General features: G+C 35.2%; 16 protein-coding genes. 3 read left to right on the top strand and 13 right to left on the bottom strand.

Features of this window, described 5'->3' with window-relative positions:
- Window positions 1–118: 118 nt before the first annotated feature.
- From IGK53_RS06215 to amaP, 8 genes are all read right to left on the bottom strand, one after another.
- Window positions 119–1,579: a hypothetical protein gene (locus tag IGK53_RS06215; protein ID WP_002316287.1), complete on the bottom strand. Its 1,461-nt coding sequence runs from the start codon at window positions 1,577–1,579 to the stop codon at window positions 119–121.
- A gap of 206 nt (window positions 1,580–1,785) precedes the next feature.
- A complete protein-coding gene (glsA, locus tag IGK53_RS06210) occupies window positions 1,786–2,712 on the bottom strand; it encodes a glutaminase A (RefSeq protein ID WP_002309179.1) in 927 nt (308 codons plus the stop codon).
- Window positions 2,713–2,734: 22 nt separating this feature from the next.
- Window positions 2,735–4,162 (bottom strand): amino acid permease, encoded by a 1,428-nt coding sequence (locus IGK53_RS06205; protein WP_002306647.1) that lies wholly within the window; start codon window positions 4,160–4,162, stop codon window positions 2,735–2,737.
- Between the two features lie 30 nt (window positions 4,163–4,192).
- Window positions 4,193–5,407, bottom strand: a complete 1,215-nt coding sequence (locus tag IGK53_RS06200) for an ammonium transporter (protein WP_002306645.1) — start codon at window positions 5,405–5,407, stop codon at window positions 4,193–4,195.
- 329 nt (window positions 5,408–5,736) lie between these two features.
- Complete coding sequence (locus tag IGK53_RS06195) at window positions 5,737–5,979, bottom strand: GlsB/YeaQ/YmgE family stress response membrane protein (RefSeq protein ID WP_002290686.1); 243 nt, start codon at window positions 5,977–5,979, stop codon at window positions 5,737–5,739.
- A 31-nt stretch (window positions 5,980–6,010) separates the two neighbouring features.
- Complete coding sequence (locus IGK53_RS06190; RefSeq protein ID WP_002290684.1) at window positions 6,011–6,568, bottom strand: Asp23/Gls24 family envelope stress response protein; 558 nt, start codon at window positions 6,566–6,568, stop codon at window positions 6,011–6,013.
- A 12-nt stretch (window positions 6,569–6,580) separates the two neighbouring features.
- Window positions 6,581–6,769, bottom strand: coding sequence for a DUF2273 domain-containing protein (locus IGK53_RS06185; RefSeq protein ID WP_002290682.1), 189 nt, complete (start codon window positions 6,767–6,769; stop codon window positions 6,581–6,583).
- 12 nt (window positions 6,770–6,781) lie between these two features.
- The gene (gene amaP, locus IGK53_RS06180) at window positions 6,782–7,348 is read right to left on the bottom strand and encodes an alkaline shock response membrane anchor protein AmaP (protein ID WP_002306643.1); all 567 of its coding nucleotides are present in this window, start codon (window positions 7,346–7,348) and stop codon (window positions 6,782–6,784) included.
- Window positions 7,349–7,765: 417 nt separating this feature from the next.
- Here amaP and IGK53_RS06175 point away from each other — a divergent pair, with 417 nt between their 5' ends.
- Window positions 7,766–7,939, top strand: a complete 174-nt coding sequence (locus tag IGK53_RS06175) for a hypothetical protein (protein WP_002291299.1) — start codon at window positions 7,766–7,768, stop codon at window positions 7,937–7,939.
- A 76-nt stretch (window positions 7,940–8,015) separates the two neighbouring features.
- Here IGK53_RS06175 and IGK53_RS06170 read toward each other — a convergent pair whose 3' ends face one another.
- The 4 genes from IGK53_RS06170 to IGK53_RS06155 form a co-directional block, all read right to left on the bottom strand.
- Window positions 8,016–8,171, bottom strand: a complete 156-nt coding sequence (locus tag IGK53_RS06170; protein ID WP_002291297.1) for a cyclic lactone autoinducer peptide — start codon at window positions 8,169–8,171, stop codon at window positions 8,016–8,018.
- Window positions 8,168–8,749 carry an accessory gene regulator B family protein gene (locus tag IGK53_RS06165; protein ID WP_002329239.1) on the bottom strand — a complete coding sequence of 194 codons (582 nt, stop codon included), beginning with the start codon at window positions 8,747–8,749 and terminating at the stop codon, window positions 8,168–8,170. Before IGK53_RS06165 ends, IGK53_RS06170 begins: the two co-directional genes overlap by 4 nt.
- A gap of 165 nt (window positions 8,750–8,914) precedes the next feature.
- Entirely contained in the window at window positions 8,915–9,655 is a 741-nt protein-coding gene (locus tag IGK53_RS06160; protein WP_002306636.1) for a LytR/AlgR family response regulator transcription factor, read from the bottom strand.
- Between the two features lie 7 nt (window positions 9,656–9,662).
- Window positions 9,663–10,940, bottom strand: coding sequence for a GHKL domain-containing protein (locus tag IGK53_RS06155; protein ID WP_430605035.1), 1,278 nt, complete (start codon window positions 10,938–10,940; stop codon window positions 9,663–9,665).
- A 310-nt stretch (window positions 10,941–11,250) separates the two neighbouring features.
- Between IGK53_RS06155 and IGK53_RS06150 the strand changes: the two genes are divergently transcribed.
- Both IGK53_RS06150 and IGK53_RS06145 read left to right on the top strand, forming a co-directional pair.
- Window positions 11,251–11,724, top strand: coding sequence for a DUF2975 domain-containing protein (locus tag IGK53_RS06150; protein WP_002329241.1), 474 nt, complete (start codon window positions 11,251–11,253; stop codon window positions 11,722–11,724).
- A gap of 8 nt (window positions 11,725–11,732) precedes the next feature.
- A complete protein-coding gene (locus tag IGK53_RS06145) occupies window positions 11,733–11,966 on the top strand; it encodes a helix-turn-helix domain-containing protein (RefSeq protein ID WP_002306632.1) in 234 nt (77 codons plus the stop codon).
- Between the two features lie 121 nt (window positions 11,967–12,087).
- Here the strand turns inward: IGK53_RS06145 and IGK53_RS06140 are convergent, their stop codons facing one another.
- Window positions 12,088–13,551: a helix-turn-helix domain-containing protein gene (locus tag IGK53_RS06140; protein ID WP_002306630.1), complete on the bottom strand. Its 1,464-nt coding sequence runs from the start codon at window positions 13,549–13,551 to the stop codon at window positions 12,088–12,090.
- Window positions 13,552–13,664: the final 113 nt, after the last annotated feature.

Below are 13,664 nucleotides of genomic sequence, written 5' to 3'. Positions count from 1 at the left end.
AGAGAAAGTTTGTTATATAAGTAGTTCTTCGCACAAAACAGATCACAAATAAAAAAACTTCTACAGTCTTTTAAAAAGCTCTGTAGAAAGTTGATTTTTGTCTTGCTTTAAGATTTCCTCAAGAAATATGTTTTTTTAATAAATGAAGCTCTTGAGCAATACGATACAAAAGGATGTTTGCGCCTTTTAACGAGATAGGATAGACCTTTGTTTTTTCCGTTTCCAAACCAGTTTGATAGCTAGCAGCATCGCATAAAACCACTCGTTTTTTTGAACACAAACATTCATCAGGTAACTCTTCTAAAGAACGAAATAGAATGGGGTTTATTTCAGCCATATCTTCTTCAGCATACAAATGAAATTGAGTTCGATAAAAAAATTGTTTGACTGAACTTTCTGAAACAACAAATATTTCTATCTCTTGCTGTATCATCTGTTCTCTGGTAATCAAAGAAAGACTCTTAACAAATTTTCGGATGAAATTATCATTCCATCTTAGATGAATTTGGTTTTTCTTTTTCCAATCGTCTAGCACTTCTACTATTTTTCTGTATAGAAGCTGTTCTTTTTCTGACAGTAGATAGATTCGTTCCGGTAAAAATACTTGACCGTCTGCCCACAACGTACGGACAAATTGTAAAAAGGATTGCTTAAAAATAAAATTGTCTGCATCGTCGATTTCAGCAACTGGGAGAATCTGTAAAATCAATTCATTGAGTGACAGGTCATTGAGAACAAAATTTTTATACACAACTTCGAAATCTTTTCTTAACAGCTCCATGTTCTCATTGGTATAATTTCTGCTATTGAACAAAGAGAAAATATAATAGATATCTTCTTCCTGTAAGTGTAACATCCCTTTTTGCTCTTCCAATCCTTGACAGACTAATTGAAATAATGGCTTCGTCTCCGCACTTTTCTTATCTTCTTCTTTCAGTTCAAGGGGAAACGTCTTTCTTCCAATTGCAATCTCTATTCCCCGTATGATAAAGGACTTTTCATCTTCCGAATATCTCCTTTTAAAAAAATGAGTCTCTACATAATCGATCAGCTCGTTACAAGCTTCTTCTACATGTGGATTTTTACTCTCATATCCTTCCCAATTGATATAACGTACTAAAGCTAGCAGAATATTCCGCGAATCAAATTCTGGAATAATGATTTCTTTATTTTTCAAATAATCATTTTCTTTGAAAAAATCCAAGACGCTCTTTTTGATCGTATATACTTTGCTCAAAGAAATAAATTCAAGATCAGCCAGTTCTGTACTCGTGAATATGCCCTTGAAATAATAACTTAAAAACTTTAAAAAATAAGATTGACCATACAAAAATTGCGTAAGCTCAGAAAGAGCGATCCCTCGTTTAAATATAAGTTTGTACTTATGCTTCTCTCTTATTTTTTCTTTTATGCAATATTCCAAACACTCGGCTAGACTTTCTAGATCATGAAGGATCGTCGGTGTGGTCACCCCTAGTGAAATAGCTGTTTGTTCGATATCTATTTCTTGGAATTCAAATAATTGTTCGCATAGATACACTTTCCTAAATATATTTCGCTCGATGTATTTTTCCAGCATTCCTGATACACGCCTCCAGTTTTTCTTATAGTTTTATTTAAACATATCCACGAATCGCTTTTTTATTTACTTTTTGTTTAGAAAACCCCTTTCAAAAACCAATAAAAAAGAAGCCGGAACAAAAGTCGGTCAAGCTTACAATCCCAGCTATCGTTTAGATAACTTGGCATCGCTTGGACTTTTACCCCAGCCACTTTCAAGAAAGGTTATTCGAAGATATCAGCATCTAGTTCTTTGACTACGTCCTTCAGTAATTGGATGCCAGCTGCACTGTTACCGAATGGATCTAATGCTGGACTGAAGACGCCTATACCGTAACGATTTGGCACAGCTGCCATCAAGCCGCCACCTACTCCGCTTTTGGCAGGTACACCAACATGGACGGAAAACTCGCCTGATTCATCATACAAACCGGCAGTTGTCATAATCGATTTGACGATCGTTGCACTTTCTTCAGTAATGAGCCGGTTGCCATTCCAAGGAGCGATCCCTTTATTTGCCAATACAGCAGCTAATTTTGCTATACCTGTAGCGGTGACATTGACGGAACATTGTCTGAAATAGGCATCGAGTATCTCTGGAACGTCTCCTTCGATCATTTGATTGCCTTTCATGTAATAAGCAAGAGAGCGATTGATATCACCTGTTCTTGATTCAGAATGATAGATTTCTTCATTCAATGTGATATCAGGATCATCACAGATTTCTTTCATAAATGATATGATCCGTTCAAATTTTTCATCTGCATCTTTTCCCGCAATCAAAGAGGTTGTTGCAATCGCTCCTGCATTAACAAAAGGGTTCATCGGGTGTTTGCGATGATTGATCTCCATATTCATGATAGAATTGAAAGCAAATCCGGTGGGTTCTGTGTTGATTGTTTGAAAGACTTTTTCAATTCCGTTATCTTTGATTGCTAATAACAATACGGGAACTTTTGACATGCTTTCGATGGCAAAACGTACATCGGCATCTCCTCCCTCGATCAGTTGTTTTGTATCAAGATCATAAATCGCCATACCTAATTGTTTTGGATCCACTTCAGCTAATGCTGGAATGTAGTCTGCCACTTGTCCCGTTTGATAGTAGTGGAAATTTTTTCCAATCAATTGTTCTAATTCTTTTCCTTCCATTTGAATAACCAGCTTTCATTTTTTATTTTTCTGCATGCTGGAATTTATGACGGCATGCATAGATCGTAAATGGAATAACTAAGACGATAAGATAAGAAACGATCAGAATCGTTTCATAAATCCCATGCTGTCCAGCTGCGATACTTGCAGGTGGAACAAATGAGATACAAAAAGCAAAAAGTGAAGTCAAAAGACCTAAACAAGCAACGATTACTTTTACAACTTTTCCGCCTGGAACCTGATAGGCTCTTTCAAGACTTTCATCTTTAAATACTAACTTCAAATAGCCCGCGAAAAACATAAAGTACAACATTAGGTAAATCACAACAGTCAATGACATTGCTGCAAGAAACGAAAGATTATTCCCCCCGCCACTTAATGTAAAGACGGCTGCCCAGATTGTCGCAACAATCCCATTTGCAATCATCAAATGCGCAGGAACACCATGTGCATTTTCTTTCGCAAAATATTCAGGAAGTAATCCTTCTTCTGCCGCTACGTGAAGTGCTTTTGAAGGAGAAGTTACCCAAGAAGCTATTTCTCCGATGACACCTAAACAAACAAGGATCGCAAGGATTTTCGCAACCCATGCAAGACTTGGATCAATGTGTCTTAATAAAAATTCTAACGATTGGATCACTCCTGTATTAAGAGACAAACCCTGTTGAGGGACTGTAGTAGCCACAGTCAATCCGCCAAAAGTGTCTAAAATGATGGCCAGAATGACCAATACAAACATTGCTAATGGATAATCCTTTTTAGGGTTTTCCATTTCATTTGCATGACTAGCAGATGTTTCTACTCCCATATACGCTAAAATAAAGGAAACAAAAACAACCAGCGTAGGTAATTTTGAAAAATCAGGAATCAATGTTTTCATAGAAAGTGTCGTTTGTAGTGGAGCACCTGAAGAGACATAGTGGATCCCTAAGCCAAACAAGACTAATGCAGGCAATAAGATCCCAGCTACAAAACCGATTCGAGCAATTAAAGAAGTGTATTTGGTTCCTTTTAGCTGAGAGAGCAAAATAGCCCAGAAAATAATCAATAAGATGGCCAATTTCAGAAATTTATTGTTTTGTATAGCGTCGATTCCCGTTGCATAGGATAATGCACCAGTTAAGAAATACAGCATAGTCAAGTAACCAACAGTTATCTCAAACCATTGGAAAAAGATAGCGGCAAATCCAAATCGTTTTCCCAATGTCCGACTGACCCAAGTATAGACACCGCCTTTTTCCCAGCCTTTCACCGTTGCCATCTCTGCTGCACACAATGCCACAGGGATAAACCATAGCAAACCGCCTAATAACAAGAAAAATACTAAACTGAAGCCAGAGGTCGCAAATGTGGGATATTCATATAGTGAAACGACCATTGAGATCGTCATGGCTAAAAAGCCGAAGAACGTTAATTTTTTTGCAGGAATTTTCGTTTTGCTTTGTTGCATGAATCTTCCTCTTTTCTATTTGATTTTGTTTCAATTGCGTTTGTTACCAAAGAAGAAAAAGTCTAATCCTTCTTCCTGCTCTTCTTTTGTAGTAGTGATCGTTGTGAAATGCATGGCTGATTTTAGAATCGCTGTTGTTAGCACATAGGCATACACGGCAGTAATGATGACACCAATCACTTGGATTCCTAAGAAGTACCAGCTGCTTGGATTTTTTAATAAATGGCTGTTAGATGCAAAAATTCCGATCAGAATCGTCCCTGTGAATCCGCCCATTCCATGGACGCCCCACACATCAAGTGCATCGTCCCATTGTTTCTTTTTACGAAAATCAACAGCAGCATGACAGACGATTCCAGCAATGATTCCGATCAACATAGCACTTTTTGCTTCTACATAACCAGCACAAGGCGTAATGGCTGCCAATCCAGCAACGGATCCTGTTAGTACGTCGACAAAATCAAAGCCATTTCCTTTTACTTTTGCAATAATCAACCAAGTAACCATCGCAAATGCAAGAGCGATGAATGTTGAACCAAATGCATTGACTGCTTGATCATCTGCTCGAAGTGCACCACCAGAGTTGAAACCGAACCAGCCAAACCAAAGTAGACCTGTACCGATAGCAGCTGCCATAAGACTGCTATGCTGATTTCTTTCGCCCATAGGAATCTTCCTCTGTCCAAGTGTGAGGATGCATGCCAATGAACCGAATCCAGCTGTCGTGTGGATGACTGCTCCGCCAGCGAAATCTCTAAATCCCATCTGATCCAAAAATCCGCCGCCCCATATCCAATGGCAAACAGGGAAGTAAATCAGCAGGTTCCAATAAACAACAAGGATAATATAGCCTTTTAAATTCAGTCTCCCTGCAAAAGCTCCTGTCATCAAAGGAACAGTAATCACGATAAACATCAGTTGATAAAGAAAGAACATCAAAAATGGGATCGTCGCTCCATGGAACATGTTGGGAAAGCTTGTAACATGTCTCATCAAAAAGAAATCTGCCGGATTTCCAATCATACCGCCAATATCTCGTCCAAATGCCAATCCGAATCCACCGAATATCCACATGATCGTTGTTATCCCAACTGAGAGAAAAGATTGAGTCATGATCGTCAGTATATTATTCTTTCGTGCCAGTCCGCCGTAAAAAAATGCTAAACCAGGAGTCATCAAGCAAACCATTGCTGTACATAAAATCATGAATGCTGTATCTCCTGTATTGATAGGTAATGTATTCATTTTTTCGCCTCCTTTCTACGTTTACGAGTATAAAAAAAAATCTACTTGTATTTTTCTTCTGTTTTTATAAATACATTCTTGTATTTATAAAAGACAGACAATCAATAAAAGCTTGGTGTGCTGTGCTTTTTTATCGTTTTGACCAAATAAAGACAAAAAAATAAACGATTTTCTTTTATAGAAAACCGTCTATTTTCGTCTTTTTTTATTTTTCAAGCTATTTTTTCATAAGGAATAAAGAATACTTCATATAAAAAAGAACCGCAGCAAGTTTCGCTGCGGTTCTCAAATGTGTTCTTCATTTCAACATAAGTTTTTCTTCAATTTGCTTATAATTTACGTGCAAAGAATGAAACGACTAATACTAAAATGATTGCACCAATCAATGATGGAATGATAGCCATTCCTGCAATTGTTGGTCCCCAAGTTCCTAATAAAGCTTGTCCAATGGCTGAACCTACTAAACCAGCAATGATGTTTGCGATGATTCCCATTGATGATCCTTTATTCGTGATTGCTCCTGCAATTGCTCCGATGATACCTCCGACGATTAATGCCCAAATAAATCCCATTTTAAATTCCTCCTAACTGACTTTTTACTTCTTATTGTACACGTGGTTCGTTATTTTCTTTGACTTTTTGTGCACCTTTGCCTACAGCAGCTTTTGCCTTATCTGTTTGGCGTGAAGCAAATTGTCCTGTTGATTTTGCTGCTTCTGTTACTTTGTCTTGTACTGTTTCTTGATCTTTTTGGTATTCTTCTTGTGTTTTGATGTCTGCAACATTCACATTTACTTCGATAACATCTAAATGTGTCATATTGTTTACTTCAGTACTGATCAATTCTTTAATTTGGTTGTAGATGTCTTCGATGTCTTTACCGTATTCTACAATCACATCTAAATCCACAGCTACTTGTTTCTTTCCTACTTCTGTATTGATACCTGCTGTTACATTATCTGTGTTGACTAATTTTTCAGCCATATTTGAGAAGAATCCGCCATCTAATGTCAATAGACCGTCTACATCTTTCAATGCATAGCCGATGATTTTTTGGATAACTTTGTCTTCATAAGTCAATTCACCATTCATCATGCGGTTTTCCCCTTTTTCATTTGCCAAAACTGATCCATTTGTTGTGTTCATGTTTTTGTTTTCCATCTTTGTTTCCTCCTATGATTTAAAAAATTGATCCACTATTCCTGTCTGTTTCAAATAAAATCCGATTCCTGCGCCAATTGCTGTCATAATGATGATCAACAATGTTTTGAAAAATCCAATTGTTAACCATAAAACAGCTAGCAGTAGTCCAAGACCCCCAAAGATAATAGGGAGCTTGTATGCTGAAAATAGTTCTTTCATTATTTGGCCCTCCTATTCCACTCGAGAGTGCTTGTAGTCTCTTGTATCTTCTTGTTCTTCATAACCGCTGTATGTGACTGCCACTTTGACTGTTTCTTTTGTTCCAAGTACTCTAGTCACTTCTTCTTCGATGTCTTGCATCAGTACACCTGTTTTCCCTACTAATGAAGAAGTTCGCTTCAAGTCTCCGTTGACATGGATATGGATTCGATTTTTCGTTGAACGTATCCGTACTTTAGGTGAATGAATGAACTCTTCTTCGTGTAAATGGGAACGTACCAGCCCTTCGATCGCTTTTTTGTCGATCGTCAATTTGCCATCTTCCCGTTTCATAACGAAAGTTCCTTTTGATTTTGGATAGAAAAGAACGACTAGCAAGATGATAATAGCAAGAACGGCAAATACTACAGCTGCCCAGAAAATATATTGTTGCATGTAGTAATTCGTTAAGGTAAAGAAGCGAAATCGTTCCAATTGTTCAGGCATAATATACGGCGCATTAATTAACGCAATTGCTAGAAACACTGAAAGTAGTAGCAAACTCATGATAACACCGGTTATTTTTAACCCCTTATTCATTTTCCACCTCCTATAAACTTATTTTTACCCTGTAAATAACTCTACCGACAATCACAGTATAGAGAGCGAACAGTTAGTTTAGCACCAATAAATAAAGCGTTACCAAACGATATTGGATTATAACGGCATTTTATTGTCATTCTGATACTGAAATAACAACTACTCACTTATTCTCTATTTCTTTTTGATTGCTGGCTATACTTAAAGGATATTATTCAAGATTAAAAATTGCAAAGATTATGCTCAGTTATTATTACAAAATTCTATTTATTTGTTAAAATTTTTCAGTGAAGAAAAAAACGCAATAAAATAACTTAAGTTACTTTATTGCGTTTTTACTTTATTTTTCTATTATCATTTTTCTTATTCTCTTCTTTGGTTTATACTATTCTTATAAAGAAAAACGAGGTATGTCCTATGATGAAAAGATTGTATTATTCATTGATCATAACGATTGGCTATTTGATTGTATCGAATCTTGGAAATATGGTATTTGGTATCAGTAAAGAATTCAGTTGGACTACTACTCTATGGGAATCTTTATTCTTTTTCATCTTTGTATTTTTGTTACAAAACTATCGAAAAAAATAAAACTGTGTCAACGATCTGTTGGCACAGTTTTTAGGACTTACGGTACTTTTTATTCGGTAATCCATTTTATTTTTACTTATTTTTCTACTTCTTTTTTTAATGCTTCTGGTACTTTTGGTTCATAAACTAAACCAATACAGGTACTTCCGCTTATTACAGCCTTTTCGGCAACGCTGATAGCAATTGTTGTGATTGCATGTGAGAGACTAAATTTAGTTTGTGTGTGTTTCATTTGATGATCTTCCTTTCTTTTTTTGGAATGAATACAAGTAAGATTGCGGTCAACATACCCAGTAATATCATGACTCTTGAATCATTTGCTGGAATCACTGAACCGATCAGCGTGAGGCTTATTCCTGTTATAACTAGTTTGTTTCTTACGCTTCTTCTTTTTTGTTGGTCTTGTGCGATAAAGGAACCAATGATTCCTAAAACCATACTAAGAATAGCTGCTCCGATGAAATATTCGTAGCGTGTAAGTTCCAAATTGTAATGATTAGCCAAAACAGGTAGCGCCACCAATAATCCCATACTATAGAGCGTGCAGGCCATGCTTCGGCTTGCATGATATCCTTTTGCATATCTTCGTACAGCAATAAAAGACAAATGAGTGGTGATCACAGCAAGAATGCTATGTAAGAAAAACGCTGATACGTAAATAAGCATGAACTTGAAAAGATTAATGAACAGGATCGCTAATCCATAGTTGACTTTTGCTTCCTCCAGTTCTGTTAACCCATATTTCTCTCCGAGTTTTCTGCTCATCTTGCTTGACAGGTTCTCTTCAAGAGACAGATATTCATTTGGCATATCGTTCACCCCTTTCTCACTTTTGATTATACTAAAAATAAGGATGCATATATTAAAAAGTAAAAAGTGCGCGTTTTTTTACATAACTGCAGTGTTTTCTTTCTTAATAAAGCCCTTATATTCTTTATATCTAAATTATTCTATAAAAAAAGAACGTGACATTCGTCACGCTCCTTTGCTAAATGCAATCAATAATTTTTTTAAACTTCGGGTGGAAACAAGACACTTTTCTCCGTTAGACATAAGGATCGTTCTTTCCTTCTTGTTGATGGAACAAATATTATCCACATTTACAACAAACGATTGATGGCAACGGTAAAAGCTCGGGCTAAACGATTCGATCTCTTTGATTTTTCCATTATATTCTAGCATTCGATTTTCAAGATGAACGATCACTTTGTGAGGAACAGGACTGGATTCAAAAAACAAGATTTCGTCTACGAACAATTTTGTATTGATTGGTCCACTCTTAATACGAATCTGTTCTCTTGTAGGTAAAATTGTATCAAGATATCTTTGGTTAGCCACATCGATACATTTTGTCACGCTTTCTTGCAGCAGTGTATCGTTCCCCTTCACAATATAATCCATTGCTTCTACTTTATACAAAAAAGTGAGATAAGCTAAATCCGTGTAACTGGTCACAAAAATAATTTTTGCTAGTGGATCGTATTCTCTAATCGTAGCGGCTAGATTGATTCCGTTCATATTGGAACTTAAGTCAATATCTAAAAAATAGATGCCTTCTGTTTTATTTGAACGTATATATGAAAGCAACACTTCAGGGTCCGAGGTATCCATTTGAAATTTGATGTCATAATCTTGCATCATTAAATAATTTTGAATCATCTTTGCTAATTTTAATCTAAATGTTCCGTCATCTTCGCAAACAAAAATTTTCAACATAAAGATTCTACCCCTCCCAAATGGTCAGTATTTGAATAAACTGTCCTTCTTCGATTTTAGTATCTAAGTACACATTTTTATTCAACTGAACTAATTCATCAAGATTGCTTAGACCAACCCCACGTTCTTTCCCTTTTGATGAATAAGATTTTTTCTTTAATACATGTAAATCAGGTATATCAGAACGACATTTATTGGCAATAATAAAGGTTATCGCTTCTTCTTGTCTCAATCCGGCAAACAAGATTTTCGGCTTATCTATAATAGAAGATTCTTCAACTGCATTATCTAGTATGATCCCCAGCATCCGAACTAGCATGATAGAAGGAACGGAGAAAGAATCCAATTTTTGTGGCACATTTACGTCTATTTCTATTCCTTTTTCATGAGCTAGATACAACTTGCTCAAAACGATGCTTTTTATTTCCTTGGCTTCAAGATTTCTTATCGGTGACATTTCTAACAATTCCTGATCAAAAAGGATTCCAGTTTCCTTGATGTGGGAGTAAAAAAAATGTTTCAACCCATCTATATCATTACTTTGGATATAATTTTCCATAGAAACTAGTATGTTTTTGTAGTCGTGCTTGAACTTGCGTATTTCCATATAACTTTTTTCGATTTGCTCACTATATTCGATAAGATATTCCATTCGATTCTTTTCTTCTTTACTTTTATATTCTGCCTTTTTTGTATAAACAGCTAAAAAGCTGATAAGAATAGCAAAAAGGCTATACGCCAGCATAAAGATCCCATGAGCACCCTTCATGAAACAGTCTAAATCTGAAAAGCGTTCAATCATAAGAAAAATGAAATAAATCAAAAACGTAGCAATAACAGTATACTTACTAATATCATATACCATCGATTCAAGGGGTACTTTTTTTAATATATGATTCCTTAAATAAAATGCGAAACATAAATATAAAATAATTGATAAAAAACATATACCCAAATCATGCATCATTATAGATAATGATTTTAAGATAACGTAAATCAGATAATTAGAAAAAATAAGTAGGATAATAGATAACGAAGCATAGAATAAAGCTGATTGAAGCGTCTCTTCATGATAAATCACGAGAGCACACATGACTAGCCATACCAAACCAGTGGCAATTACATTTATCCATTGATAAAGCACCGATATTAATAGGATAACTAAGATTGATAATAAAGCATACTTTTTATTTCTTAGTTTCTTGTTCAAATAGCCCAATCCAACAAACATCGTCATCAGCTGCCCTGATATGAGTAGAGAATAACTTAACTGTAAAATATTCAATTTTAGAACCTCACTTTATGCATGTTTTACATAACAAAATAAACAGCAATTATGAATAAAAAAATTTATTTTTTAAGTTTTTCCCCATAAAAATTGTAACATAGTTTACTAACTATTTGTAAATAACATATTTAAAAGTTTCCTTATAAATCAAAAAGAATCAAAGGCTAACTTCAATTAAAACTCTCAAATACTATAAAACCACATTTGCTAAAAAAGGCAAAAATTTATTGTTTTTCGATAAAAATTAATTGCTTTTCAATAATTATCCTGCTATATTTTAGCTATCAAAGATAAAAGAGGGATAAAAATGAAATTAAAAACATTATTATTAAAGTTTGTTGTTTTAGGTATAAGTGCCGTATTTATTTTATTCGGTATACTTTTTTATACTCAGATTGCTACAAGCGAAAAAGGATTCACTTTTGATTGGCAGACGACTTTATTCGTTTCTGTCATCTACTTCGCCCTTCTCTTAGGGATTATTATTGCTTATTTCTTATTGAGACTGTTGAAACAAATCGAAGAAAACCAGGCCTTTTCCAATCAAAGCTTGGACATTCTCAAAAAAAACGAACGAACGATTTTGATTATTGGCTTCGCCTTTTTCGGCTTGCTTCCTAAATTTTTGAAAGTGGCTGATTTAGATGATGCTCCTGGTTTGATGTTGGTAGGAATTGCTGTCGTATTCATTCCTTTTGCCGTATATACTTTGACAAGCGTGTTGGAAAATCTGCTCGAACACGCGATTTTACTTAAGACAGATCATGATTTGACAGTGTGAGGTGCGACATGGCTATTATCGTTAATCTAGATGTAGTATTGGCTCAAAAAAAGATGAGTGTAACAGAATTGAGTGAAAAAGTGGGTATTACGATGGCAAATATCTCTATTCTAAAAACCGGAAAAGCAAAAGCTATCCGTTTTTCTACCCTCGAAAAAATCTGTGAAGTATTAGAGTGTCAACCGGGGGATTTATTAAGTTACCAAAAAGACCCCGATCCTATACCAAAAAAAGGAATATAAAACATAACAATCAGTAAAAAAATAATCTGAATAATAGATGTACGAGAACTTTAGCGGTCATTACATCTATTACTCAGATATTTTATTTTGATGGAATATCCTGTTGTCTATAGATACGTATTTACACGTAGAGAGACTTTTCTTCTACTACTTGGTACTTCTCCTGATAAAAATGGAGAAGATTTTGGATCTCACGTTGATTTGGAAATAGAGAAATACCGAAGACCGGAATGTTTGTCTCATCATCAATCATTACATTTGTAATAATACAGTCGATATCTAGATGATATGATTTCTTTTCTTTCTGATTAAAGTTTGGCATGACACTAAATTGATAATAGTCTCCCAATTTTTTTTGCAATCTTTTTGCTATGTAATCCGCCTGTTTTTTTCTTGTATTTATGACTATCACTGCTTTTAATTTATTTTCTTTCCCTTCAATGTATGATAGCAATAACGGCCAGTCGAAAAGAATTTCTAAGATAGCATGGCGAACAAATGAATCGAGTTCAGGGATGACGTATCCTTTTTCTCTGCAGTCATCAACCATCCTGCCCTTCAGTTCTTCATATAAACAGGCTAAAATCGGCGGATCGACTATCGTTGTCTGGCTTGGATCATTTAGGATATATTCTGGAAATCGTGGTTGTGTCAGTATCTCTTTACATCGTTGAACGATCAGATCTTTGTTCTCACATTCCAACTGATATTTTTTTTCCAAGCAATCCATCCATGTCATTAAACAATTACTGATACAAAAATGATACTTTCTTTGCTCGCTTGCATTTCTTATTTTCAAAGCAGTATGGATGACTTCTGTATCAAATATCCACTGCCAGATTTTTTCTTCCCATGGCAAAGAAAAATGGCTCAAGTGATTTTTCTCCAAGAATGAAAAGGTGAAACAGCTGATTTTCTTTTGCTCCATTTCCATTTTATTTTTGTTGAATCGTTGTATACGACAAGCAATAAAAAAATGTAAAAAACATAAGGTTTTCGGATCATTTTTTGCTACCTCATACAGCTGATTTTCTTTTAAAAATAGGATAACCACGTCATAAATTGCTTCGCTAAAAGAACGATTAAAAATACTAGCAGGAGAAGGATATTTTTCCATCAGCAAACGAGCTGTAAGACCGTCGATCACCTGACCCTCTCCGACAATCCGAGTCAACCCTTTGATCCTCAAATCGTATTTTTTTAATTTTGATTGGGTTTTCTTTACGATTCTTCGCAATGTACTTTCTGAAATAAACAGATACTCTGCTAATTCTAAATAATTCTCTTTTGGATGTAGCAGTATGGTTTCTAAATATTTATATTCAGTAGATTGGGAGATCACGATCTGATAAATATGATCTTTTGTGAAAGCAGGTGAAAATATAGCTGTCACACCAGCATCCCGATCAGTGACGATTTGGATATCGGAAGAATATGTATTGATTTCTATAAAATCGTTCCGCAATGTTTTTCCAGAACTTGCCAATCTTTTTTCCAATTGACTAAGACGGCAACGTTCCTCCTCGAATAGTATTTCTAACAGATTCAACTGACGTTGTAATTTTTTTGAGAGAAGATTCAACATGTTTCCATCCCTTTCTAACAAAATCCTTTTGATACATCCTGATAGATAAATGTAAAAGCACTCAATGTCGGTTTCCCTTATTGAGTGCCTTTAATTATATTATATCGTTTATC

The organism is Enterococcus sp. DIV1224 (assembly GCF_050555455.1).
Lineage (GTDB): Bacteria > Bacillota > Bacilli > Lactobacillales > Enterococcaceae > Enterococcus_B > Enterococcus_B lactis.
This window is presented reverse-complemented; position numbering and strand designations above follow the sequence as displayed.